This is a genomic window from Caballeronia sp. SL1002 (assembly GCF_057814995.1).
Genome location: NZ_JBYMUW010000002.1, coordinates 2,488,574 through 2,512,129 on the forward strand (window position 1 = coordinate 2,488,574; position 23,556 = coordinate 2,512,129).

The 23,556-nt window shown below is 63.7% G+C and carries 21 protein-coding genes and 1 pseudogene; 8 read left to right on the forward strand and 14 right to left on the reverse strand.

The genetic code is table 11. The features are described 5' to 3' along the window. Nucleotides 1-25: 25 nt before the first annotated feature. The 3 genes from AC3D25_RS13940 to AC3D25_RS13950 form a co-directional block, all read right to left on the reverse strand. Complete coding sequence (locus tag AC3D25_RS13940; RefSeq protein WP_488888957.1) at nt 26-646, reverse strand: LysE/ArgO family amino acid transporter; 621 nt, start codon at nt 644-646, stop codon at nt 26-28. Next, on the reverse strand, nt 643-1,290 hold the full coding sequence (gene maiA / locus AC3D25_RS13945; protein ID WP_488888958.1) for a maleylacetoacetate isomerase: 648 nt from the start codon (nt 1,288-1,290) through the stop codon (nt 643-645). Before maiA ends, AC3D25_RS13940 begins: the two co-directional genes overlap by 4 nt. Nucleotides 1,291-1,941: 651 nt before the next feature. Next, the gene (locus AC3D25_RS13950; RefSeq protein WP_488888959.1) at nt 1,942-2,640 is read right to left on the reverse strand and encodes a fumarylacetoacetate hydrolase family protein; all 699 of its coding nucleotides are present in this window, start codon (nt 2,638-2,640) and stop codon (nt 1,942-1,944) included. 227 nt (nt 2,641-2,867) lie between these two features. Between AC3D25_RS13950 and ybiB the strand changes: the two genes are divergently transcribed. Further along, nucleotides 2,868-3,839 (forward strand): DNA-binding protein YbiB, encoded by a 972-nt coding sequence (gene ybiB, locus AC3D25_RS13955; protein WP_488888960.1) that lies wholly within the window; start codon nt 2,868-2,870, stop codon nt 3,837-3,839. Between the two features lie 399 nt (nt 3,840-4,238). Beyond that, nucleotides 4,239-5,891: a 2-isopropylmalate synthase gene (gene leuA / locus AC3D25_RS13960; RefSeq protein ID WP_488889696.1), complete on the forward strand. Its 1,653-nt coding sequence runs from the start codon at nt 4,239-4,241 to the stop codon at nt 5,889-5,891. A gap of 28 nt (nt 5,892-5,919) precedes the next feature. On the opposite strand, the gene AC3D25_RS13965 is transcribed toward leuA, so the two are convergent. Together AC3D25_RS13965 and AC3D25_RS13970 are read right to left on the reverse strand one after the other, a co-directional pair. After that, nucleotides 5,920-6,303 carry a nuclear transport factor 2 family protein gene (locus AC3D25_RS13965; protein ID WP_488888961.1) on the reverse strand — a complete coding sequence of 128 codons (384 nt, stop codon included), beginning with the start codon at nt 6,301-6,303 and terminating at the stop codon, nt 5,920-5,922. Nucleotides 6,304-6,348: 45 nt separating this feature from the next. Next, nucleotides 6,349-6,912, reverse strand: coding sequence for an acyloxyacyl hydrolase (locus AC3D25_RS13970; RefSeq protein WP_488888962.1), 564 nt, complete (start codon nt 6,910-6,912; stop codon nt 6,349-6,351). Nucleotides 6,913-7,278: 366 nt separating this feature from the next. Here AC3D25_RS13970 and rpoH point away from each other — a divergent pair, with 366 nt between their 5' ends. The 5 genes and pseudogenes from rpoH to cydX all read left to right on the forward strand — a co-directional run bounded on the left by rpoH (nt 7,279) and on the right by cydX (nt 11,685). Then, nucleotides 7,279-8,214, forward strand: coding sequence for an RNA polymerase sigma factor RpoH (gene rpoH / locus AC3D25_RS13975; protein WP_488889697.1), 936 nt, complete (start codon nt 7,279-7,281; stop codon nt 8,212-8,214). Between the two features lie 321 nt (nt 8,215-8,535). Continuing rightward, complete coding sequence (gene cydP, locus AC3D25_RS13980) at nt 8,536-8,817, forward strand: cytochrome oxidase putative small subunit CydP (protein ID WP_488888963.1); 282 nt, start codon at nt 8,536-8,538, stop codon at nt 8,815-8,817. After that, a pseudogene (locus tag AC3D25_RS13985) lies at nt 8,807-10,395 on the forward strand (cytochrome ubiquinol oxidase subunit I). Before cydP ends, AC3D25_RS13985 begins: the two are co-directional and overlap by 11 nt. 21 nt (nt 10,396-10,416) lie before the next feature. Next, nucleotides 10,417-11,553 (forward strand): cytochrome d ubiquinol oxidase subunit II, encoded by a 1,137-nt coding sequence (gene cydB / locus AC3D25_RS13990; protein WP_488888964.1) that lies wholly within the window; start codon nt 10,417-10,419, stop codon nt 11,551-11,553. A gap of 12 nt (nt 11,554-11,565) precedes the next feature. Then, nucleotides 11,566-11,685: a cytochrome bd-I oxidase subunit CydX gene (gene cydX / locus AC3D25_RS13995; protein WP_488888965.1), complete on the forward strand. Its 120-nt coding sequence runs from the start codon at nt 11,566-11,568 to the stop codon at nt 11,683-11,685. A gap of 75 nt (nt 11,686-11,760) precedes the next feature. Here the strand turns inward: cydX and nagE are convergent, their stop codons facing one another. The 6 genes from nagE to AC3D25_RS14025 all read right to left on the reverse strand — a co-directional run bounded on the left by nagE (nt 11,761) and on the right by AC3D25_RS14025 (nt 20,357). Next, nucleotides 11,761-13,536, reverse strand: coding sequence for an N-acetylglucosamine-specific PTS transporter subunit IIBC (gene nagE / locus AC3D25_RS14000; RefSeq protein ID WP_488888966.1), 1,776 nt, complete (start codon nt 13,534-13,536; stop codon nt 11,761-11,763). Between the two features lie 79 nt (nt 13,537-13,615). Beyond that, a complete protein-coding gene (ptsP, locus tag AC3D25_RS14005; protein WP_488888967.1) occupies nt 13,616-16,207 on the reverse strand; it encodes a phosphoenolpyruvate--protein phosphotransferase in 2,592 nt (863 codons plus the stop codon). 14 nt (nt 16,208-16,221) lie between these two features. Beyond that, entirely contained in the window at nt 16,222-17,229 is a 1,008-nt protein-coding gene (locus tag AC3D25_RS14010; protein ID WP_488889698.1) for an SIS domain-containing protein, read from the reverse strand. Next, on the reverse strand, nt 17,222-18,325 hold the full coding sequence (nagA, locus tag AC3D25_RS14015) for an N-acetylglucosamine-6-phosphate deacetylase (protein ID WP_488888968.1): 1,104 nt from the start codon (nt 18,323-18,325) through the stop codon (nt 17,222-17,224). Before nagA ends, AC3D25_RS14010 begins: the two co-directional genes overlap by 8 nt. Nucleotides 18,326-18,458: 133 nt before the next feature. Further along, on the reverse strand, nt 18,459-19,193 hold the full coding sequence (locus AC3D25_RS14020) for a GntR family transcriptional regulator (protein ID WP_488888969.1): 735 nt from the start codon (nt 19,191-19,193) through the stop codon (nt 18,459-18,461). 351 nt (nt 19,194-19,544) lie between these two features. Continuing rightward, nucleotides 19,545-20,357 carry a MetQ/NlpA family ABC transporter substrate-binding protein gene (locus tag AC3D25_RS14025; RefSeq protein ID WP_488888970.1) on the reverse strand — a complete coding sequence of 271 codons (813 nt, stop codon included), beginning with the start codon at nt 20,355-20,357 and terminating at the stop codon, nt 19,545-19,547. A 172-nt stretch (nt 20,358-20,529) separates the two neighbouring features. Here AC3D25_RS14025 and AC3D25_RS14030 point away from each other — a divergent pair, with 172 nt between their 5' ends. Then, nucleotides 20,530-20,826 (forward strand): YciI family protein, encoded by a 297-nt coding sequence (locus AC3D25_RS14030; protein ID WP_488888971.1) that lies wholly within the window; start codon nt 20,530-20,532, stop codon nt 20,824-20,826. Nucleotides 20,827-20,896: 70 nt separating this feature from the next. On the opposite strand, the gene AC3D25_RS14035 is transcribed toward AC3D25_RS14030, so the two are convergent. The 3 genes from AC3D25_RS14035 to AC3D25_RS14045 are packed head-to-tail and all read right to left on the reverse strand — an operon-like array spanning nt 20,897 to nt 23,551. Further along, the gene (locus AC3D25_RS14035) at nt 20,897-21,496 is read right to left on the reverse strand and encodes an SCO family protein (RefSeq protein WP_488888972.1); all 600 of its coding nucleotides are present in this window, start codon (nt 21,494-21,496) and stop codon (nt 20,897-20,899) included. Further along, a complete protein-coding gene (gene cyoE, locus AC3D25_RS14040) occupies nt 21,493-22,398 on the reverse strand; it encodes a heme o synthase (protein ID WP_488888973.1) in 906 nt (301 codons plus the stop codon). The genes AC3D25_RS14035 and cyoE overlap by 4 nt, the downstream gene beginning before the upstream one ends. Nucleotides 22,399-22,441: 43 nt before the next feature. Beyond that, on the reverse strand, nt 22,442-23,551 hold the full coding sequence (locus tag AC3D25_RS14045; RefSeq protein WP_488888974.1) for a COX15/CtaA family protein: 1,110 nt from the start codon (nt 23,549-23,551) through the stop codon (nt 22,442-22,444). Nucleotides 23,552-23,556 lie beyond the last annotated feature (5 nt).

A 23,556-nucleotide genomic window follows, 5' to 3' on the forward strand; every position in this document is an offset into this window, starting at 1 on the left:
CCTTTTTTGCATCCGGCGCGCGCGTTCAGTGCGAGAACACGAGCGTCGCCGCGATCCACCACATCACGCAACCGACGATCACATCCAGCACGCGCCACGCGACATCCTTCTCGAACCACGGCTTGAGAAACCGCGCGCCGTAGCCGAGCGTCGTGAACCAGATGATCGACGCGCACATCGCGCCCGCCGCAAACCACGCGTTCATCGGCCATCCATAGCGCGCGCCGATCCCGCCGAGCAGCACGACGGTATCGAGGTAGACGTGCGGATTGAGCAGCGACAGTGCGAGCACGGTCGTGGCCGCGCCGAGCGCCGTCTGCGTCTCGGCGTCCGACGCGTTCAGATGCCCCGGCCCTTTCCACGCCGCGAGAAACGCGCGCACGCCGTACAGAAACACGAAAATCGCGCCCGCCCAGCGGATCACTTCGAGCAGGAACGGTGCGCGGGCAATCAGCGCGCCCATGCCGCCGATACCCAGACCGATCAGCAATACGTCGATCGCCGCGCAAATCGCGACGACCAGCCCGACGTGCCGCCGTTTCAGCCCTTGCCGCAATACATAAGCGTTTTGCGCGCCGATCGCGATGATCAGACTCGCGCCGAGCCCGGCGCCCGACAGAAAACTCGACAGATAAGGCAGCGTCATTCAGCATCCGGTTGTTGCGCTGGCGCGGCGCGGTGGAAGGCTTCGAGCGTCGCGGCGTGATCGGCGATACGCTCGATGGTCGGATAGCGGCTTACGTCGACATGGAAGCGCCGCGCGTTGAACACTTGCGGCACGAGGCAGCAATCGGCCAGCGTCGGCGAGTCGCCGAAACATAGCGCGCCGACCCGCGAATCGCCCGCGAGCCGGGTTTCGAGCGTCGCCAGACCGCCTTCGACCCAATGCGCGTACCACGCGTCTTTCGCGGGATCGTCGAGTTTGAGTTCATCCTTCAGATACTTCAGAACGCGCGTGTTGTTCAGCGGATGAATCTCGCACGCGATCTGCAGCGCGATCGCCCGAACGTAGGCGCGGTCGGCGGGCGCGCGCGGCAGCAGCGGCGGCTCGGGATACGTTTCGTCGAGATACTCGATAATCGCGAGCGACTGGTTGAGCGCGGCGCCATCGTCGGTCACGAGCGTCGGCACGATGCCATCCGGATTGACCGCGCGATACGCCGCGCTGAGTTGCTCGCCGCCGTTGCGCAGCAGGTGGATGGGCGCGTAATCGCTGGAAAGCCCCTTCAAATTCAACGCGATCCGCACGCGATATGCCGCCGAACTGCGGAAATAGCTGTACAGCTTCACGGTTGCTCCTTTGGTATTGCTGGCGCTGTTGTTTTGTTTGCCAGTCCTTCCTGGAAACCTGCTTTCGTGTAGGTCTATTAGCACGCCGCTATGCGCGGCAGCAGTCACTTTCTTTGCTGCTGCAAAGAAAGTAACCAAAGAAAGCAGCTTATCCGTCTAAGTGTCCACCACGAATAACCCCGCGGATAGGCGCGCAGGCTGATTCGGCTAACTCGCAGTCGTTAGTATTGGCACAGCGCCTGTCAGGTCCGTCCTCGCTGCGCTCGGACGCCGGGCATATTTGAAACCGTCGGTTGGTTTGGTTTTTCCGGTTATGCCGTTCCGACAGGCACTTCGTGCCTGCCGGGATGAATGAGCGGCTCCACTCTGTTTTGTGGTGCGATGGTCGAATCAGCTTGCGCACCACTCCCAGAAACGGTTCGTGGTGGACACTTAGACGGTCACGCTGCTTTCTTTGGTTACTTTCTTTGCAGCAGCAAAGAAAGTGACTGCTGCCGCGCATAGCGGCGTGCTAATAAACCTACACGAAAGCAAGTTCCCAGAAACCGCAGGCAAACAAAAGCAAAAGCGCCAGCAAACCAAAAAACCGTGCAGGTTCCCCACAAGCGTCCGAGTAACCAAAACAACAACAACGCGCGCCAGCAATCCAGCCTAAACCACGCGAACAGCGAATTCCCCAATCCCGTCCACCCCGCCCTTCATCAAGTCACCCTTGACGACCGCGCCAACCCCTTCCGGGGTACCCGTAAAAATCAGGTCGCCGGGGAACAGCTCGAACAGCGTCGAAAGGTACGCGACCGTCTCGCCGACCGACCAAATGAGCTGCGAAATATCCGAACGCTGCTTTTCCTCACCGTTGACGGTAAGCCAGATCGCGCTCTTTTCAAGATGCCCGACTTTCGACACCGGATGGATCGGCCCTAGCGGCGCCGAGTGATCGAAACCTTTGGCGGTATCCCACGGACGGCCGAGTTTCTTCGCTTCGCCTTGCAAATCGCGGCGCGTCATGTCGAGACCGAGCGCGTAACCATAAACATAGTCGAGCGCCTGATCGGCAGGAATGTCCTTACCCTGCTTGCCGATCGCGGCCACGAGTTCCATCTCGAAATGAACGTTCTTCGACTGCGACGGATACGCGAATTCACCGGTCGCGCCGGGCGCGACGCAGAGCACGGCGTCGGCGGGCTTGCTGAAGAAAAACGGCGGCTCGCGATCCGGATCGTGGCCCATTTCGCGCGCGTGCGCCTCGTAATTACGGCCGACGCAATAAATGCGGCGCACGGCAAATTGATCGCTCGAACCATCGACAGGCACCGCTACCACCGGCGCCGGATTGAATACGTAACCCATCCCGCTCTCCTTGTTCGTTTCCTCAAGCATCCGCGCGCGACGAATGCCTCAAACAATAAGTTTAACGTGCGCGCCGTTCTCATGGCGGCTCGGCGGCGCGGCGCGTGCCGAGCGCGCGAGCGGTTGCATCGACTTGCAAGCGTCGCGTAAATGCGGTACTCAAGGAGTTCCCGTATCTCAGAAATGCATCGGCCGGATCGCGATGCACACTGGCCCGCCCCAATTTAATGACAGATTCCGATCTACCCGCCTTCCCGTGCGCCCGTTTCATCAAGGAAATCGGCCGCGGACCGAACGGCGCCCGCGCGCTGACCCGCGACGACACCTACGCGCTCTACGAAGCGATGCTCGACAACCGCGTGTCCGACCTCGAACTCGGCGCGGTGCTGCTCGCGTATCGCGTGAAGGGCGAAACCGCCGATGAACTCGCCGCGATGCTGGCCGCCGCGCACGCGTCGTTCGAGCCGCTGCATATCCAGCGAGGCCGCGAGAACGCGCGTCCGGTGTCGATTCCGAGCTATAACGGCGCGCGCAAGCAGCCGAATCTGACGCCGCTTTTGTCGCTGCTGCTCGCGCGCGACGGCGTGCCGGTGCTCGTGCACGGCGTCACCGACGACCCGGGCCGCGTGACGAGCGCGGCGATTTTCGCCGAACTGGGGATCGAAGCGGCGCAATCGCACGATGAGATCGAGGACAACCTCGCGTCACGCCGTCTCGCGTTCGCGCCGGTCGACGTGCTCGCGCCGAAGCTCGCGCGGCTTCTGCGCCTGCGACGCATCATGGGCGTGCGCAATTCCACGCATACGCTGGTCAAGATCCTGCAGCCGTTCGCGGAGTCGGGTCTGCGGCTCGTGAACTACACGCATCCGGAGTATCGGGAGAGCCTGACCGGGCTTTTCACGCGTCATCCCGATGCCGCTGCCGGCGGAGCGCTGCTCGCGCGCGGTACGGAAGGCGAAGCGGTCGCCGATACGCGCCGGCAGGTCCAGGTGGACTGGTTTCACGCGGGACACGCCGAAACGCTGATCGCGCCGGAACGCTCCGCCGCCGACGCCCCGCCCGCCGAGATTCCCGAATCGCTCGACGCAGCGACGACCGCGCGGTGGATCGAAGGCGTGCTGCGCGGCGAGATTCCGGTGCCCCCCGCCGTTGCGCGTCAGGTCGAGACTATCTCGGATGTCGTGCGACGCGCGCCATAAATCGGAACATTCCGATTGACATCTGTGTTGACACTTCAGCCAGCGCTGGCTAAAGTGAAGAAATGCGCTTCACCCAATTCTCTTCCCTCCGAATTATTTCGGGCCGCCTAGCGCGGCCCCTATCGCTACGTCTAGCGTAAATCGCTAAACGTAGCGCTGCGCGTTGTCTGCGCGGTCCTGCCAGCAGTTCTCCGTTTTTCGCTGTACCCCTTTAAAAAAACCTGCTTTTAAACCTGTAGCTGTCAGCTTTCGTTCGCGTATTTGCGCGGATTCGAAACGCGAGGGTCACATGGACGTTGCATACGCATCGTTCATGTCAGCGCCGGGCGTCACCATCGCCCGCCGCGCGCGCCCTCGCAGACGCTACGCCTATCGAGACTTACGAGGTCCACGATGACGATGCGCAACCCTTCCGAGAAATACCGCCCGTTTCCGCAAGTTCAGTTGAACGGCCGCCGCTGGCCCACGCGCACGATCGAGCGCGCGCCCATCTGGATGAGCACCGACCTGCGCGACGGCAATCAGGCGCTGATCGAGCCGATGTCGATCGCGGCCAAGCTCGAGTTCTTCGAAATGCTGGTGGCGACGGGTTTCAAGGAAATCGAAGTGGGTTTTCCGTCGGCCTCGCAGACGGACTTCGACTTCGTGCGCAAATTGATCGACGAAAAGCGCGTGCCGGACGACGTGACCATCGAAGTGCTCGTGCAATCGCGGCGCGACCTGATCGAGCGCACTTTCGAGGCGGTGGAAGGGGCATCGAAAGTGATCGTTCACCTGTACAACGCGATCTGCCCGTCGTTCCGGCGCATCGTGTTCGGCCAGTCGAAGGACGAGGTGAAGGCGCTGGCGGTGGACGGCACGCGCATCATCAAGGAACACGCGGATGCGCGGCCCGCGACGCACTGGACCTACCAGTATTCGCCCGAAACCTTCAGCATGACCGAGTTGAGCTTCGCGCGCGAAGTCTGCGATGCGGTCGCGCAAACCTGGCGTCCGACCCGCGATCACAAGATGATCGTGAATCTTCCGGCCACCGTCGAAGCGGCGACGCCGAACGTCTACGCCGACCAGATCGAGTGGATGCACCGCAATCTCGGCTATCGCGACAGCATCGTGTTGTCCGTGCATCCGCATAACGACCGCGGCACGGCAGTCGCCGCCGCCGAACTCGCGTTGCTCGCGGGCGCGGAGCGGATCGAAGGCTGCTTGTTCGGCAATGGCGAGCGCACCGGCAATGTCGATCTCGTCACGCTCGCGATGAATCTCTACACGCAAGGGATCGACCCGGGCCTCGACTTTTCGGACATCGACGGCGTGCGGCGCGTGGTCGAGCGCTGCAACCAGATTCCGGTACATCCGCGCCATCCGTACGCGGGCGATCTCGTTTTCACGGCGTTTTCCGGCTCGCATCAGGACGCGATCCGCAAGGGTCTCGCGCAGCAAAAGCCGGACGCGGTGTGGGAAGTGCCGTATCTGCCCGTCGATCCCGCCGATCTCGGCCGCAGTTACGACGCCGTGATTCGCGTGAACAGCCAGTCGGGCAAAGGCGGCGCGACGTTCCTGCTCGAACGCGGGCTCGGCTTCACGCCGCCGCGCCGCGTGCAGATCGAATTCAGCCACGCGGTGCAGCAGGTCGCGGATGCGTCGGGCGAAGAAGTGTCGGGCGACGCCGTCTGCGCGCTGTTCCGTCGCGAATACTTCGACGTTCAGGGACCGGTGGCGCGCGTGGACGCGGCCAGATTGAATATCGGCGGACGCGAGGTGAAAACACCGCACGCGCCCGACGCCAGCGAAGCGCACGCGCAGGCGGTGGCGCGCGCGGTATCGGCGGCGGGCGTCACGGTGGACGTCGCCTCATTCGATACCGCGAGCACGCGCAGCGGCGAAACGGCGGTGTTTATCGGCTGTCGTGTGGATGGCGAGCCGCTGCGGTTCGGGGTCGGCGTGCACGCGGACGGCGCGCGGGCCGTGGCGGATGCGATTATCAGCGCGGTGAACCGCTCGGCGTGGGCGCGGGCGGCGGAACGGAACGAGGAACGCGTGGCGGCGTGAGGTTCTGAACGCGCGGTTTGGCGCCGGATCAGTCCAGCGCCACGCGCGTTGCCTGCAGCGCGAGCAGTTGCCACTGACCGTCCGTCTGCACGTGAACGGCGGTGTAAGCGATCGGAAACAGCAGCGCGCCGTTCTTCGATTCCATCTCGATCAGCGCGCGCCCCGACACGAGGCACGTTTCCCGCCCGGCCGGAATCACATCCTGCGACTGGATTTCGATCTGACGATAGCGGCGCCGGCCGGCCGTGATCGCGTCGATGAACTGGCGCTTCGTTTCGCGCTTGCCGTTCGTGTGCACGTAACACACGTTTTCGGCGAGCAGCACGTCCAGCACGCCGCCGTCGCCGTCCACCATCGCGCGAAAGCGGTCGCGTTCCATCTCGCGGATCGCTTCAATCGTTTTTGCCGGCATCTGTCGGTTCCCCTCGCGTCGAGAAACCGGTGCGGACGGTCCTCGTCAGAAGTTGTATTGCAGATATAGCTGGCTGAAATTTATACCAGGATTCGGATGTTTGATACCGGCGTTCGATAAATGCTGCAGGCGGAACCCGGCCTGATAGTTCTGGCGATCGCCGAAGACCGCGCCGACGCCCACGACATCGGCGAACTGGAAGGCGGTCGAAAGCGTGTAGGTTTCGGTCACGCGCGCGTGGGACAGGAGGCGCACGCCCGCGCCCGCCTCGATGAACGGCCGGATGGAACCCGAACTCCGGATGAAGCGAATCATCGGCGTGATGCCGAATTCGAGCAGATTCGGATTGACCGGGTGGTCGCCCGTGGAATGCCAGACGCCCGCGTGGCCTTCGAGCACCGCCGTGAAGTGGAAACCGCCAATTTCCCACCACGTCCAGTTCGGATCCCACACGACGCCGACATCGGCTTTCTTGATGTCGTGATCGGCGACGCCGCCGGCCACCTGCACGCCGAACGTATCGGCATGCGCCACGGACGCCGCCGCCGCGGACGCGAGAACAGCGATATGAAGAATGAGCTTCCGCCAAGCGCCATTGTTCTTTTGCATGAACTCCCCTGACCGGTTCTCTGATGACGGTGTCCCGCTATTGCGGGCGACGCGACATTTTAGAGACGGTCGCGAAATCCTGCTCAGATAAGTATTTTGATTCGCGTCGAATGTAGAATTATCTTTCTGAAATCGTCAGAATCGCGGTAAATGATGCGATCAGCCCCGCAAGCTTTTCGGTAAAACTGACATAAAAGTTTCTTCGTGCAAAATCGACTATTAGCTCTAACATCTTGATAGTCTTTGTGGGAACTCCCACATAACTGGCCGCTCTAATCCTTAGCACTCAGTAGACGGGAGTGCTAATATCGTGGTGACTCGCTCGATTGTTCGCGCGAGTTTTTGTTGATAAAGGAGCTTATGAGCGTGACCCATGCGATGACCCTTCCGAATACTGTGAGCTCGGCGTCGGCCAAGGCCGCTTCGGCAGGCGCGCTGACGTTCGCGCAGTCGTCGATGCTGACGGGCCAGATTGGCAATATCGACGCGTACATCCAGGCAGTGAACCGCATTCCGATGCTGACGCCGTCAGAAGAGCGCCAATACGCCACCGAATACCGCGAAAACGACAACCTGACCGCCGCGCGCCAGCTGGTGCTGTCGCACCTGCGGCTGGTGGTGTCGATCGCCCGTAATTATCTGGGCTACGGCCTGCCGCACGCGGATTTGATCCAGGAAGGCAATATCGGTCTGATGAAGGCCGTGAAGCGTTTCGATCCGCAGCAAAACGTGCGTCTTGTGTCCTATGCAATGCACTGGATCAAGGCCGAGATTCACGAGTACATCCTGCGCAACTGGCGCACGGTGAAGGTCGCGACCACGAAGGCGCAGCGCAAGCTGTTCTTCAACCTGCGCAGCCACAAGACCGGCCTTGCCGCGTTCACGCCCGACGAGATCGAAGGTCTCGCGAAGGAACTGAACGTGAAGCGCGAGGAAGTCGCGGAGATGGAAACGCGGTTGTCGGGCGGCGATATCGCGCTCGAAGGTCAGGTCGAGGACGGCGAGGAAGCGTATGCGCCTATCGCGTATCTGGCCGACTCGCACAACGAGCCGACCAACGTGATCGCCGCGCGCCAGTTCGACAAGCTGCAAAGCGATGGCCTTTCCACCGCGCTGGAGTCGCTCGACGAACGCAGCCGCCGGATCATCCAGGCGCGCTGGCTCGAAGTGCAGGACGACGGCTCGGGCGGCAAGACGCTGCATGAACTGGCGGCCGAGTTCGGCGTATCGGCGGAGCGGATTCGCCAGATCGAAGCGAGCGCGATGAAGAAAATGCGCACGGCGCTGCACGACTACGCATAACGTTTGGCGCTTCGGCGCGCATCAAGTTTGGACAGGCCCGCAGTCGAAAGACTGCGGGCTTTTTTTTGTCCGATGCGTCCCCGTGCTTGGTTCCCTCGCTGTGGCGTAACGCCGCATCGGGGCCTATTACAGCGCGTGACGGCCTTCCGCGCGACAGCGTGCCGCACGTCCGCGCATGTCCTCATCGTCTTCACGATAAAACCCTCCTCTTAGAATGGTTTGTATCCGGCGCGCGCTAAAAATGCGCCGGAGAAGGCGTCCCGCGCCGCTCGGGAATAAAGGCGGCGCATCCGGACATTGCTCGTTCCAGCGAGACAAACCATGACAACGACTCTTCATCCCAGAAGCCCGACCAGCAGCGCCGCCACGCCGCGCGGCCGCTTTAGGCAACGCCTTTCGGCGTGGTTCCACGGGCCGACGCTCACGCGCGACCTGATTCTCATCGTCCTGATCAAGTTAGCCGTCCTGATGACGCTCAAACACGCGTTCTTCGGACATCCGCAGGCGGAACACATGAAGATGCCGCCCGCCGCGGTCGCGCAGCAACTCCTCTCCATCCAAAATCCGTCGCCGGAATCAGAAGGTAATCATCATGATCAGTAGCGAAGTCGCCGATCTGTCGCGGCTCCAGTTCGGCATTACGGCGCTGTACCACTTCCTGTTCGTCCCGCTCACGCTCGGCCTGTCGTGGCTGCTCGTCATTATGGAATCGGTCTATGTCATGACCGGCAAACAGGTCTACAAGGACATGCCCAGTTCTGGGGCAAGCTCTTCGGGATCAACTTTGCGATGGGCGTGACCACCGGCCTCACGCTCGAATTCCAGTTCGGCACGAACTGGTCGTACTACTCGCATTACGTGGGCGATATTTTCGGCGTGCCGCTCGCCGTCGAAGGACTGATGGCGTTCTTCCTGGAATCGACGTTTGTCGGGCTGTTTTTCTTTGGCTGGAATCGCCTCACGCGCGTGCAGCATCTGATCGTCACGTTCCTCGTCGCGGTCGGCTCGAACCTTTCGGCGCTGTGGATTCTCGTGGCGAACGGCTGGATGAACAATCCGGTCGGCGCGCATTTCAACTACGAAACCATGCGGATGGAATTGTCGAGCCTCTACGACGTCATCACGAATCCCGTCGCGCAGGTGAAGTTCGTGCACACCGTTTCGGCGGGCTACGTGACGGCGGCGATGTTCGTGCTCGGCGTCTCGGCGTGGTATCTGCTGAAAAAGCGCGACACGGACTTCGCACTGCGTTCGATCGCAATCGCGGCGGGCTTCGGGCTGGCATCGACGCTGTGCGTGATCGTGCTCGGCGACGAATCCGGCTATCGCACCGGCGAAGTCCAGCAGATGAAGCTCGCGGCGATCGAATCCGAGTGGGACACCGCGCCCGCGCCGGCGCCGTTCACGCTGTTCGGCATCCCGAACCAGAAGGACGAGCGCACCGATTACGCGATCCGCATTCCCTACGCGCTCGGCCTGATCGCGACGCGCTCTATCGACGAACCGGTGGTCGGCCTGAAAGATTTGATGCTGCAAAACGAGACGCGCATCCGCAACGGCATGCTCGCGTACGCCGCGCTCCAGCAGCTCAAGCAGGGCGATACGAGCGCGCAAACCCACGCCGCCTTCGACGCGCACGTGAGCGACCTCGGCTACGGCCTGATGCTGAAGCAGTTCACGCCGAATGTCGTCGATGCGACGCCCGAGCAGATCAAGGCCGCCGCGAAGAAAACCGTTCCGCCGGTCGCGCCCGTGTTCTGGTCGTTCCGCGCGATGGTCGCGCTCGGCACGGCGATGCTCGCCACCTTCGTGCTCGCGTTCTGGTTCTCGGCGCGGCGCACGTTGTTGAGCCGTAACCGCCGCTGGTTCCTGCGCTGGGCGGTGATCGCGATTCCGCTGCCGTGGATCGCGTGTGAAATGGGCTGGATCGTAGCGGAAGTCGGCCGTCAGCCGTGGACCATCGCCGGCATCCTGCCGACCCACCTTTCCGCCTCGAATTTGGCACCCAGCGATCTGTATCTGAGCATCGGCGGCTTCGTGCTGTTCTATACCGTGCTGTTCATCGTGGAAATCATGCTGATGTTCAAGTACGCGCGACGCGGCCCGTCCTCGCTGCATACCGGGCGCTATCACCACGAAGTCGCGGAAGCGAAGTCCGAACGCGCTTTGCGGCACGCTTAAAACAACACGGAAACCTCAATCATGGATTACGTCACCTTAAAGCTGATCTGGTGGGTGCTGATCGGCGTGCTGATTATCGGTTTCGCGCTCACCGACGGCTTCGACATGGGCGCGGCCACGCTGCTGCCGTTCATCGGCCGCAACGACGAAGAACGGCGCGTCGTCATCAATACGGTCGGCGCGACCTGGGAAGGCAACCAGGTTTGGTTCGTCACGGCGGGCGGCGCGATGTTCGCCGCGTGGCCGCTCGTCTACGCGGCGTCGTTTTCCGGCTTCTACTTCGCGATGCTGCTCGTGCTGTTCGCGCTGTTTTTCCGGCCCGTCGGCTTCGATTACCGCAGCAAACGCGACGACCCGCGCTGGCGCAGCGCATGGGATTGGGGTCTGTTCATCGGCGGCTTCGTGCCGGCGCTGGTGTTCGGCGTCGCGTTCGGCAACCTGCTGCAAGGCGTGCCGTTCCAGTTCGACAGCGACTTGCGCGTCACCTATTTCGGCGGCTTTTTCGCGCTGCTGAATCCGTTCGCGCTGCTGTGCGGGCTGGTCAGCGTGTCGATGCTGGCGGCGCACGGCGCGGCGTTCGTCAAGATGAAGACGGACGGCGCGGTGGCGCGCCGCGCGTCGGTGGCGTTGCGGATCGCGGCGCTCTTCGCGGTCGTGCTGTTCGCGATCGGCGGCGTAGTGGTTTCGACGATGATCGGCGGCTTCATGATTACCAGCGCGCCCGCGCTGGATTCGGTCGCGAATCCGCTGTTGAAGACGGTCGAAGCCGCGCCGGGCTTGTGGCTCTCGAACTACGGCCGCTATCCGTGGATGATGGCCGCGCCCGTTATCGGCATTCTGGGCGGCGGGGTCGCCGCGCTGCTGGCGTCGTCGCGATTCGAGAAAAGCGCGTTCATCTCGACCGGCTTGATGGTGACCGGCGTGATTCTGACAGCGGGTTTCTCGATGTTCCCGTTCATCATGCCGTCCTCGCTCGATCCGCGTAGCAGCCTCACCGTGTGGGATTCCACCTCCAGCCGCTCGACCTTGCAGATCATGCTGATCGCGGTCGTGGTCTTCATGCCGCTGATCCTGATCTATACCGGCTGGGTGTATCGCGTGATGCGCGGCAAGGTCACGCTCAAGACCATCGGCGACAACACCCATTCCCTGTATTAAAGGAGCACGAACATGTGGTATTTCAGCTGGGTTCTCGGTGTCGGCGTGGCGCTGGCGTTCGGCATCATCAATGCGATGTGGCTCGAATCGCGGCATGAACTGGATGAATCGCAGCAACGCGCGAAGAAGTAGTCTTCTAATTGCACCATGCAAAAGCGGCGCCCGAGGGCGCCGCTTTTTTACTTCCGGCGAATCACGCCAACCGCGTCAGGCGGGCAACGGCGCAGCACCGCCGCCGTTCGCCGACAAGCGCGTCGCGAACTGACGCGCATAGCGATCAGCCGCCGCGCCGACGACGATATGGAACGTGTCAGCCGACACCCACGCGACGTCGAGCGAAGCCAGACGCTGACGATCCACCGACGACGGATCGCGCACCACCACGCGCAGGCGCGTCGCGGCAATCGCGTCGAGCGAAGCGACGTTCGTCGCGCCGCCGAACACCGCGAGCCAGCGCAGCGGGTCCGGATCGAGCGGACCTTGCTCGCCGGCCGCCACTGCCGCCGGAGCGACCTCGGCCGCTGCGGGCGTGGACGAAGCGGGCGTGGCGCCACGCGTCGAGGAACGTTCGAGTTCCGTGCGGATTTCATCGGCGATCAAATCTGCTTCCGGTCCGATGATGACCTGCACGTTGGTCGCGCCGCGCTTGAGCACGCCGCGTGCGCCGATCGTCTTCAACTGCGGTTCCGACACGTTCTCCGTATTCACCACCGACAAACGCAGACGCGTCGTGCAGGCATCGACGAGCGTCAGGTTCGACGCGCCGCCCAGTGCGGCGATGTACTGCACGGCACGCGGAACGGCGGCACCCGCGACCGGCGAAACATAGCCGCCCGTGTTGAACGACTCGACTTGCGCATCGGTCGTCGCGGGTTCGCGGCCCGGCGTCGCCATGTTGAACTTGCGGATGAAGAAGCGGAACAGGCCGTAGTACACGAAGCCGTAGACGATACCAATCGGGATCGCGAGCCAGCCGCGCTGCGACAAGCCGTAGTTCAGCACGTAGTCGATCGCACCGGCGGAGAACGTGAAGCCCAGGTGAATGCCGAGCGCCGAGCAGATGGCGAGCGCGAGGCCCGTCAGCAGCGCGTGGATCGCGTAGAGAACCGGCGCGAGGAACATGAACGTGTACTCGATCGGCTCGGTCACGCCCGTGAGGAATGAGGTCAGAGCCATCGAGAACAGCAGACCGCCGACGATCGCGCGGCGTTCCTTCGGTGCTTCATGGAACATCGCGAGACACGCAGCCGGCAAGCCGAACATCATGATCGGGAAGAAGCCGGTCATGAAGCCGCCCGCGGTCGGGTCGCCCGCGAAGAAACGGTGCAGGTCGCCCGTCACCGCCGCGCCGCCGCCAGCCGGCGTGTACGAACCGAACACGAACCAGGCGAGCGAGTTGATGATGTGATGCAGACCGGTCACGAGCAAGAGACGGTTCAGTACGCCGAACACGAACGTGCCGATCGCGCCTGCCGTGGTGAGCCACAGGCCCGCCGCGTCGATCGCGTGCTGCACCGGTTGCCAGATGTACCCGAACACGATGCCGAGTACCAGACAGGCCACCCCCGTGACAATCGGCACGAAGCGTTTCCCTCCGAAGAACGCGAGGTACTCGGGCAGCTTGATGTCCTTGTACTTGTTATACAGATAGCCCGCGACCATACCCGCGACGATCCCCGACAGCACGCCCATGTTGAGCTTGTCGTTGATGTCCTTCATTACCGCGATTTCGATCAGATACCCGATGGCGCCGGCCAGACCCGCCGTGCCGTTGTTGTCCTTCGCAAAGCCCACTGCCACGCCGATCGCAAACAGGAGCGGCAGATTCGTGAAGATCGCGTCGCCCGCGTCGGCGATCATCTTGATGTTGAATACATCGGGCTGGCCGAGTCGCAACAGCAACCCGGCCACGGGTAGTACGGCAATCGGCAGCATCAGCGCGCGGCCGAGGCGCTGCATTTTTGCAAACGGGTTGGCGTCCATCGAGTTCTCCAAAAAATATAGGTCTTGTCGTTGATCGGATGTGTTTCCGGGACGCGAGTCCTGAACGCTGAACGGACGTTTAGTCCAGCGGCCAGATTTCGCGGCTTGCTGCTCTTACTGCCTGTGCCGATTCCAGCGCGAGAACATCCTTGGCGCGTTGGCGGCAAAGTTGGTAATCGAGATTGCGCACGCGGGCCTTGATGCCCGGCACGGAGACCGGATCGACCGACAGTTCGGTCACGCCGAGGCCGACGAGCAGCGGCACCGCCACCGGATCGCCACCGAGCGCGCCGCACACGCCGACCCACTTGCCGTGCTTCTCGGCGCCTTCCACCGTGGCCTTGATGAGCCGCAGCACGGCCGGATGCAGGCCGTCCGACTGAGCGGCGAGATCGGGCTGGCAGCGGTCCATCGCGAGCGTGTATTGCGTGAGATCGTTTGTGCCGATCGACAGGAAATCCGCGTACTTCGCGAGCTGGTCGGCGAGCAACGCCGCCGACGGCACTTCGATCATCACGCCCACTTCGATTTGCTCGGTGCGGCCCGCTTCGCGCGCCAGTTCGTCGATACGCGCGCGCAAGCGCACGAGTTCGCCCGAATCCGTGACCATCGGCAGGAGAATCCGCACCGCGCCGACCGGACGCACGGCGAGGAGGCCGCGCAATTGATCGTCGAGCAGATCCGGGCGCACCTGCGCGAGCCGGATGCCGCGCAAACCCAGCGCCGGATTGGTTTCCGGCGGCAGCGTCAGGTAATCCACTTCCTTGTCCGCGCCCACGTCGAGCGTGCGGATGATGGCTGTCCGCCCGTTCAGCGCATCGACGATGCTCTGGTAGCTTTCGCGATGCTGATCGACCGTCGGCGCTTCCTGGCGATGGATGAACAGCAATTCGGTGCGCAGCAAACCCACCGCATCCGCGCCATTTTCGACGGCGGTCTGCGCGTCTTCACGCGTCGCGATGTTCGCGGCGATTTCCACGGCGCGGCCATCGCGCGTCGATGCAGCTTCCTGCGACGTCCGCCGATTCGCTTCGCGCACGCCGGCAAGACGGTCGCGTTCGGTGCGCGCGCGTTCGACATCGAGCGCGGTCGGCGCATGTTCGATCCGCCCGGCGCTCGCGTCCACCACCACTTGCGTGCCGTCCGGAATGGCGTGAAGCGCATCGCCCACGGCGACCAGCGCCGGAATGCCGGCCTGCCGCGCGATGATCGCCGCGTGCGAGGTCGCGCCGCCGCGGGCCATGACGAGCGCCGTCACGCGCGTGCGGTCGAGCGACGACAAATCGGACGGCGTGAATTCGTCGGCGGCGAGCACGGCCTCTTGCGGCAATTCGCGCGCGACCGTGTTCGTGTAGCCGAGCGCGCGCAACACGCGCTTTTCGATATCGCGCAGATCGGCGGCGCGCTCGGCCAGCAGCGCGTCCTGAATATTCGACAGCAACACGATCTGCGCGCGAATCGCCTCGCGCCACGCAAAACCGGCGCTCTTGCCGAGGCTGATGAGGTCGCGGGCTGCGTCGAGCAAAGTCGGATCTTCGAGCAGCACGCGATGCACCGCGAAAATGCCCGCCTCGCCGATCGCCCCGCGCTGCGACGCCGTGCGCACGGTTTCATCCAGTTCCGCGTCGATCGCGGCAATCGCGCGATCCAGCAGACGGCTTTCCGCCGCCGACGTCCCGCTTGCCTGTTCGGGCGGCGCGATGTCGTTGTCGTCCCAGCGCACGAGCGTGCCCACCGCGATCCCCGGCGCGGCGCAGACGCCCGCCAGCGTGTTCGGATCGAGCGGCTGGCCGGCCGCGCGCGCGACGGTGCGCGGCGCGGGCGAGCGCTCGCGCGCCGGCGCTTCTTCCACTTCGCCGTGCGCCTCGCGCAGCAATTCCGCCGCGACCGCTTCGACAGCCGCCGCCGCCTGCGCGCCGACGCCCAGAATCTCGATGGTCGCGCCTTCGCTCGCGCCGAGTCCGAGCAGACCGACCACGCTTTCGATCGGCGCTTTACGGCCTTCGTAACGCACTTCGACCTTCGCGTCGAAACCGCGCGCCGCTTCCCGCGCGCGCGCCGCCGGGCGGGCGTGCAGACCGCCCGCGTGAGAGAGCGTCACGTTGCGGCGGGCTTCGTCGGTGAAATTCGAATCGCTGCGCGCCGCGTCCGCTTTCGCGCCGTCTTTCGAGCGCAGCACCAGCAGCGTGTCTTCGCCCGCCTTGACGACGCCACGGCCCGCGCGCCGCACGACCTCGAACGCGTCGCTGTTCGCCACCGCGACGACGGAGACGAGGCTCGGCGCGTTTTGCGCGACGTAATCGGCGTCGAATTCGATCAGCACCTGGCCCGCGCGCACGGTTGCGCCCTGCTCGACCTTCGGCGTGAAGCCCTTGCCGCCGAGTTCGACCGTATCGATACCAATGTGCAGCAGGATTTCCGCGCCCTGCGCCGTGCGCAGCGTGACGGCGTGACCGGTGCGGGCGAGATGCGTGATCGAGCCGTCGCACGGCGCGACGAGCACGCCGCCGAGCGGATCGATGCCGATGCCGTCGCCGAACATGCCTTCCGCGAACACCGGATCGGGGATATCGGCGAGCGGCACGACGGGGCCGGTCAGCGGCGCGAGCAGAACGAAATCGGTCGGGTTATCGGTGGAATGGTTCAACAGGGACTCCTCGGCACGGCGCATCGGATTTCTCGGTATCAGTGGGTTTCGGTGACTTTGTTCAGGTGCTGCGGCGCGTCGGGATTGCGCCCGCGCGCGGCGGCGAGACCCGCTGCCATCACATAGAAAGAAAGGATTGCGGCGATCGGATCGAGCGCCGGATGGTCGGTCGTCGCGAGCGGCAGATCGGCTTCGGCGATATCGTCCGGCGCGGCGAGCAGCACGCGCGCCCCCCGCGCGCGCATGTCGCGCGCCAACTGGATCAACCCGGCCTGCTCCGGCCCGCGCGGTGCGAAGACCAGCAGCGGGTAGTCGGGACCGATGAGTTCCATCGGACCGTGACGCACTTCCGCGCTCGAAAACGCTTCGGCCTGAATGCCCGAGGTTTCCTTGAATTTGAGCGCCGCTTCCTGCGCGATGGCGAGGCCGAGCCCGCGCCCGATCACGATCATCCGGTCCACGCCGCGCAATTCTTCGACCGCCCGCGACCAGTCGAGCGTGCCCGCGACGCGCAGCGCGTCCGGCAGCGTCTTGAGCGCGGCGAGAAGATCGGCGTCCTGCTGGACATGGGCAATCACGATGGCCGACAGCGACAGCATCGCGATATAGCTCTTGGTGGCGGCGACGCTGAGTTCGGCGCCGGCAAGCAGCGGCAGATGCCATTCGCAAGCGTCGGCGAGCGGCGAATCCGGCACGTTGACGGCGGCGACGGTGAACGCGCCGGCGTCGCGCAATGCCTGCATCGTGCCGACGAGATCCGGGCTTTTGCCCGACTGCGAAAACGCGACGGCGAGTTGCCCGTCCACGCGCAGCGGTGCTTGCTGGAGCGTCGCGACCGACATCGGCAGCGACGCGACCGGCACGCCGATCCGGCTCATCGTGAGACTGGCGAAATAGCTCGCCGCGTGGTCCGAACTGCCGCGCGCGACGGTCAGCGCCACATGGCGCGGCTTCTCGGCGAGCTTGGCGGCGAGCGCCTCGATCTGCGAGGTATCGGCGAGCTGGGCGGCCACGACATCGGCGGACGCCAGCGCCTCTTTAAGCATATTCGACAATTGATTCCCCTTCGACGTAAGTGGCGGTCAGCGCGAGTTCGCGATCGAACACGACCATGTCGGCCCACGCGCCGCGCGCGATACGGCCGCGGTCTTCGAGACCGAGGTAATCGGCGGCGAAGCGCGACAAGCGGTTCGAGACGTCCGCCATCGGCAAGCCGATGGAGACGAGATTGCGCAGCGCCTGATCCATGGTGAGCGTGCTGCCGGCGAGCGTGCCGTCCGCGAGACGGACGCCGCCCATGCATTTGGTGACGTGCTGGCTGCCGAGTCGGTATTCGCCGTCGGGCATGCCGGACGCCGACGTGCTATCGGTCACGACATACAGGCGCGGAATCGCGCGCATCGCCGCGCGGATCGCGCCGGGATGGACGTGCAGCAAATCGGGGATGAGTTCCGCGTACTCGGCGTGCGCGAGCGCAGCGCCAACCATGCCCGGATCGCGGTGATGCAGCGGCGACATCGCGTTGAACAAGTGCGTGAAACCACGCGCGCCGTGCTTGAGCGCGTTGACGGCGTCGTCGTAAGTGCCGAGCGAGTGGCCGAGCTGCACGCGCACGCCGCGCGCTGCCATTTCCGTGATGACATCCATATGGCCGGAGATTTCCGGTGCGATCGTCACGACGCGGATCGGCGCGAGCGACAGGTATTTGAGCACTTCGTCGCGCACGGCGACGGCGGCGGCGTCGGGTTGCGCGCCGAGCTTGCCGGGATTGATGTACGGACCTTCCAGATGCACGCCGAGCATGCGCGCGCCGCCCGAAATCCGGTGCTTCGCCTGTTCGCCGAGACCGGTGACGACCGCCATGAGTTCGTCGCGCGGGGCGGTCATCGTGGTGGCGAGCAGGCTCGTCGTGCCGTGTTGAGCGTGCAGGCGTGCCACCGTCTGTGCGGCGTCGCCGCCTTCCATGATGTCGCGGCCGCCGCCGCCGTGCACGTGCAGGTCGATGAAGCCGGGGAGAATATACGGCGCGTCGTTCGACGACGGATCGACGCGTTCGCCTTCGAGCGCCGTCACGCGGCCGTTCTCGAAACGAACCGTGCCGTGAATCCAGCCGTCGGTCGTGAGTATGTTTCCTTTCAGCATGAACTCTCTCTGGTGGAGCGTTGATGAGGCTTGATACCGGCTGCGCTGCTGCGAGCAGGCGGCAAGCAATCGCGCTTGCCATGCGGCCGGAACCGCGTGTCCTCTTTGTTTTTCCAGTGCGTCTCTTTCGGCGCTACCGGTGCAGCTCCGCGACGAAATCGTAGTAATCGTCGCGGCAATACGTGTGCGTCAATTCGATCGCGCGCTGATCCGACCCATAGCCGATCCGCGTAATCACCAGCAACGCCGCGCGCGGCGCAAGTCCCATCAGCCGGGCAATTTCGTCGCCCGCGTTGACGGCCTTGAAGTGCTGCAGCGCGCGCACGACGGCCATTCCGCGTTCTTCCAGATACCGGTACAGCGAAGCGCCGACACTCGCCGGGTCCGGCACGATCGACGCGGGCAGCGTGGAATGCTCGACCGCCATCACGATGCCGTCCGCGCGGCGCAACCGCCGCAAGCTCGTGACGCCCGCGCCCGGCGACAAACCCAGTTGCACCGTTTCATCGCGATCCGCCACGCGGATTTCGCGGGCGAGCCACACGGAATCGGGCGTGAAACCGCGCTGTTCCATCTTCTTCGTGAAACCCGTGAGTCTCGACAGCGGATCTTCGACGCGCGGCGTGATGAAACTGCCCGCGCCTCGCACGCGCCGGATCAAGCCCTGCTCGACCAAGAGCGCGATCGCGTTGCGCGCGGTGATCCGCGACACGCCGACACCCTCCGACAAGCTGCGCTCCGACGGCAACGCCTCGCCCGCCGACCACGCGCCCGCATGAATCGCGGCTGCCAGTTTCGCGGCAAGCTGCAGATAAAGCGGCGTGTCGTTACTCGCGTTCGGCGTCAGGTCGCGCCAGCGTTGATCCATAAGAGCAGTCTTATTTCTGAGGTGATCGGCGAGCCCATTATATAACCAAAATAATACCAGTCAATTTGAGATTTATTGTCTGCGGATCGCTCATTTAACTCTTGTTTATCAAACACTTACCAGTACATTTAAGGCTCCGCGCCAAGGTGATTTTAGATTGGTATTTACCCGGATTCGCAGCCCAAACCATGCCAGTTGGGCTGAACCTTGGGCTCTCCTTTCAGCCCGTCTTTCGTCAGCTTGAATGCACCGCGCCGCACGTTTTTCATTGGCTTCTCGGACGAAAAAAAACCGCGCCGATTCGCATCGCGCGGTTTTCTTCACGGCGTTCAAAACGCCGAACGCTGAAACTCAGAACGACGGAACCATCGATCCCTTGAACTCCGTCTTCATGAATTCGCGCACGTCGGGCGACTGATACGCGGCAACCAGTTTCTTCACCCACGGCTGGTCCTTGTCCTTCGCGCGCACAGCGATCAGGTTCGCGTACGGGCTGTGGACATCCTCGAGCGCGATCGCGTCGCGGGTCGGCTGCAAACCGGCGGCCAGCGCGAAGTTCGTGTTGATCGCGGCGGCGTCCACGTCGGTGAGCGTGCGCGGCAATTGCGCGGCGTCGAGTTCGAGCAGCTTCACCTTCTTCGGGTTATCGGCGACATCCAGCGGCGTCGCGTTGTTGCCGTTCGTGCCCGCGCCGGCCTTCAGCTTGATCACGCCTTGCGCCTGCAGCAGCAGCAACGCGCGATTCTCGTTCGACGGATCGTTCGGCACCGCGATCTTCGCGCCTTGCGGCAAGTCCTTGATCGACTTGAATTTCTTCGAGTACACGCCGAGCGGCGAAATGTACGTCAGTCCCGCGTTGACGATCTTGTAGCCGCGCTGCTGCACCTGGCTGTCGAGATACGGCTGGTGCTGGAAGCTGTTCGCGTCCAGATCGCCTGCGTCGAGCGCGGCGTTCGGCTGCACATAATCGTTGAATTCGACGACCTTCACGTTGAGACCGTTGCGCTTCGCGACTTTCTGCACCACTTGCCAGACTTGCGCATCCGGGCCGCCGACGGTGCCGACCTTGATGACTTTATCGTCGGCGTGCGCGCCGAAACTGGTGACGAGCGCCGCCGATGCAACCGCGACGGAAAGGGTTTGAAGCAAAGTTCTGCGCTGCATTGAATTTCTCACTTGTTACGGATGACGGGTAGAACGGAAAAAGTCGGGCGATGTTCGCACAGCGTTGGTGCAAATAGAAATACACATTTCTCATGGCGATATGCGGGCAGACGCGACGCGGACGCGCCCGTTAGAATCGGCTGATCCTGCTCATTTTTTCGCCGAGGCCGCCATGTATCTCATCAATCTGCGCTACACCGGCGCGCTCGCTGAAATCGACGACGCGCTCGACGCGCATCGCGCCTTTCTGGAGCGCTATTTCGCGGCGGGCGCATTCGTCCTCGCCGGTCCGAAAATGCCGCGCGACGGCGGGATCATTCTGGCGTCGTCGATGCATCGTGAGCGGCTCGACGCGATTCTCGCGGAAGATCCGTTCGCGCAGCAAAAGCTGGCGCATCACGAAGTGACCGAGTTCAAGGCGACGCGTCATGCGCCGGGGCTCAATCTTCCGCCCGCGCTCGACGACTAAGACGCGTGACGGCAATGCAAAAGCGGCCTTCCGGCCGCTTTTTATCGGGCTTTATTGAACCCGCCGCGCGTCAGTCGAGCAACAGTTTCAGGTCGTGAACCCACGTTTCGACGCCCTGCCCGTCGCGCGCGAACAAGCGCAGCTTGCCGTTCGGATCGAAGACATAGCTCGCGGCCGTGTGGTCCATCGTGTAGTCGCCGGGCGTCTTGCTCGTGGCCTTCGCGTAATACACGCGGAAATCCTTCGCGACTTTAGCGAGCTGCGCGTCGTCCGGACGCAAGCCGACATAGGTAGGATTGAACGCCGACACATACTGCGCGAGCAGCGGCGCAGTATCGCGTTCGGGATCGACGGTCACCATCAGGACCTGCACGCGTTTGCCGTCTTCGCCGAGTTGCTGGATGGCCTGCGACAATTCCGCGAGCGTGGTCGGGCAGACGTCCGGGCAATGCGTATAGCCGAAGAACAGCACGACGGCGCGGCCCTTGAAGTCGGCCAATGTGCGCGTCTTGCCGTTCGTATCCGGCAACGCGAAATCGCTGCCGAACTGCGTGTTGCCGGTGATATCGAGATTCTTGAACGACGGCGATTTGTCGCACGCGGCGAGCAGCGCGGCACACGTGAACGCCAGCGCGAGCCAGCGTGCGAACTTCAGCACGGAACCCGTCATACGCCGATCACCACGCGCACGTAATGGTCGACGAGCAGCGCGCCGAACAGCAGCGAAAGGTAAAGGATCGAGTAGCGGAAGGTGCGGCGCGCGAGATCGTCGGAATACGCGCGATAAATCTTCCACGCGTAGGCGAGAAATATCGCGCCGAGTACCACGGCGGACGCGAGGTACACCACGCCGCTCATGCCGGAGATGAACGGCATCATCGTCACGGCGAACAAAACCACCGTGTACAGCAGGATATGCAGGCGCGTGTACTGCTCGCCGTGCGTGTTCGGCAGCATCGGCAAGCCGGCGTTTTCGTAGTCTTTCCGCCGATACAGCGCGAGCGCCCAGAAATGCGGCGGCGTCCACACGAAGATGATCAGCACGAGAATCCACGCGTCGCCGGGCAACGCGCCCGTCACCGCCGCCCAGCCGAGCGCGGGCGGCATCGCGCCCGACGCGCCGCCGATCACGATGTTCTGCGGCGTATAGGGTTTGAGCAGCAGCGTGTAAATCACCGCATAACCGACGAACGTGGCGACCGTCAGCCACATCGTGAGCGCGTTGGTGAACGTGTAGAGCGTCCACATGCCGAGCCCGCCGAGCACCGCCGAGAACAGCAGAATCTGGACGGGCGTGATCTCGCCGCGCGCCGACGGACGCCACGCGGTGCGCCGCATCAACGCGTCGACTTTCTGCTCGACGAGACAATTGATGGCGAATGCCGCGCCCGCGAGCAGCCAGATACCGACCGTACCGCCGATCAGCACGGTCCACGGCACCATGCCGGGCGTCGAAAGGAACATGCCGATCACCGCGCAAAACACCGCGAGTTGCGTCACGCGGGGTTTCGTCAACGCAAGATATTGCGAGAGGCGGTTGCCGGAGGGAGAGGTCAGTGTGGTGCTTTCCATGAGGGATTCGCCGGTGTCAGGTGCAGACGGAACGGGCTGTAAGTCACGCTGAAGCGGCATCGCGCACGGGTAAAACGGCGCGGCCGGGTCGGCTGGAAGAGAGGCGGAAGTTTAGCATGACGAGCAGCAACAGCAGGATCGCCGCCCCGCCGTTGTGGGCCACGGCAACCGGCAGCGGCCACTCCAGAACGATGTTCGACAGCCCCGTCAGGAACTGCACGACGATCAGCAAAAGCACGCCGTTCGCCGGCTTTCGGAGCGATTCGAAACGGCGCAGCTTCAGCGCGAGCCAGAGCATGTAAAGCACGACGACCACCGCGAACGTGCGGTGCGTCCAGTGAATCGCGACCAGCGCGTCCTGCGTGATAAAGCCGCCGTCGCCCGTCATGCCGAGCGCGCGCCAGAGGTGAAAGCCGTCGGCGAAGTTCATCGGCGGGACCCATTGGCCGTTGCACAGCGGGAAGTCCGTGCAGGCGAGCACCGCGTAATTGGTGCTCACCCAGCCGCCCAGCGCGATCTGTACGATCAGCAAAACCAGTCCGAGCGCGGCGGCCGGAAGCCAGCGCGCGGCGGCGGGTTCGTAGACCGGAATCGGCGTCTGGCGCGCGGCGAGCCAGCCGAGCGCGCCGAGCAACGCAAGCCCGAGCAACAGATGCAGCGAGACGATGACCGGCTGGAGTTTCATCGTGACGGTCCATGCGCCGAACGCGCCCTGCACGCAGATCAGCAGCAAAATGCCGGTCGGCCACCACGGCGAAACGTGCAGCGGACGGCGCTTGACGCGCGCGGTCCACGCAATCAGAACCTGCGCGACGATCAGCACGCCGATCGCCATTGCGAAATAGCGGTGCAGCATCTCGATCCACGCCTTCGCCATGCTCACCGGGCCGGTCGGCATCGCCTGGTGCGCGGCCGTGATCGCCGCGTGCGCGACGAACGGCGACGCCGTGCCGTAGCAGCCGGGCCAGTCCGGGCAGCCGAGGCCGGAATCGGTGAGCCGCGTGAAGCCGCCGAACATGATGAGATCGAGCGTGAGGAAGGTGGTGAGCCAGACGAGCTTGCGGAATTTGTTGTCGTCGGCTTTGACCCAGACGTAGGAAAGCGGCAGCAGCGCAATGCACACGCCGATCAAGCCCAGTTGCAATACGAACATTCGTC

Excerpts from the sequence above, each read along its gene's own strand:
- leuA (WP_488889696.1), top strand. The coding sequence starts at position 4,239 with ATGCGCAACCCTTCCGAGAAATACCGCCCGTTTCCGCAAGTTCAGTTG.
- AC3D25_RS14010 (WP_488889698.1), bottom strand. The coding sequence starts at position 17,229 with ATGCTTAAAGAGGCGCTGGCGTCCGCCGATGTCGTGGCCGCCCAGCTC.
- ptsP (WP_488888967.1), bottom strand. The coding sequence starts at position 16,207 with ATGCGCCGTGCCGAGGAGTCCCTGTTGAACCATTCCACCGATAACCCG.
- AC3D25_RS14035 (WP_488888972.1), bottom strand. The coding sequence starts at position 21,496 with ATGACGGGTTCCGTGCTGAAGTTCGCACGCTGGCTCGCGCTGGCGTTC.
- AC3D25_RS14020 (WP_488888969.1), bottom strand. The coding sequence starts at position 19,193 with ATGGATCAACGCTGGCGCGACCTGACGCCGAACGCGAGTAACGACACG.
- AC3D25_RS13950 (WP_488888959.1), bottom strand. The coding sequence starts at position 2,640 with ATGGGTTACGTATTCAATCCGGCGCCGGTGGTAGCGGTGCCTGTCGAT.
- AC3D25_RS13965 (WP_488888961.1), bottom strand. The coding sequence starts at position 6,303 with ATGCCGGCAAAAACGATTGAAGCGATCCGCGAGATGGAACGCGACCGC.
- cydX (WP_488888965.1), top strand. The coding sequence starts at position 11,566 with ATGTGGTATTTCAGCTGGGTTCTCGGTGTCGGCGTGGCGCTGGCGTTC.
- AC3D25_RS14030 (WP_488888971.1), top strand. The coding sequence starts at position 20,530 with ATGTATCTCATCAATCTGCGCTACACCGGCGCGCTCGCTGAAATCGAC.
- nagE (WP_488888966.1), bottom strand. The coding sequence starts at position 13,536 with ATGGACGCCAACCCGTTTGCAAAAATGCAGCGCCTCGGCCGCGCGCTG.
- AC3D25_RS13940 (WP_488888957.1), bottom strand. The coding sequence starts at position 646 with ATGACGCTGCCTTATCTGTCGAGTTTTCTGTCGGGCGCCGGGCTCGGC.
- cydP (WP_488888963.1), top strand. The coding sequence starts at position 8,536 with ATGACAACGACTCTTCATCCCAGAAGCCCGACCAGCAGCGCCGCCACG.
- AC3D25_RS14045 (WP_488888974.1), bottom strand. The coding sequence starts at position 23,551 with ATGTTCGTATTGCAACTGGGCTTGATCGGCGTGTGCATTGCGCTGCTG.
- ybiB (WP_488888960.1), top strand. The coding sequence starts at position 2,868 with ATGACAGATTCCGATCTACCCGCCTTCCCGTGCGCCCGTTTCATCAAG.
- AC3D25_RS14025 (WP_488888970.1), bottom strand. The coding sequence starts at position 20,357 with ATGCAGCGCAGAACTTTGCTTCAAACCCTTTCCGTCGCGGTTGCATCG.
- nagA (WP_488888968.1), bottom strand. The coding sequence starts at position 18,325 with ATGCTGAAAGGAAACATACTCACGACCGACGGCTGGATTCACGGCACG.
- cydB (WP_488888964.1), top strand. The coding sequence starts at position 10,417 with ATGGATTACGTCACCTTAAAGCTGATCTGGTGGGTGCTGATCGGCGTG.
- cyoE (WP_488888973.1), bottom strand. The coding sequence starts at position 22,398 with ATGGAAAGCACCACACTGACCTCTCCCTCCGGCAACCGCCTCTCGCAA.
- AC3D25_RS13970 (WP_488888962.1), bottom strand. The coding sequence starts at position 6,912 with ATGCAAAAGAACAATGGCGCTTGGCGGAAGCTCATTCTTCATATCGCT.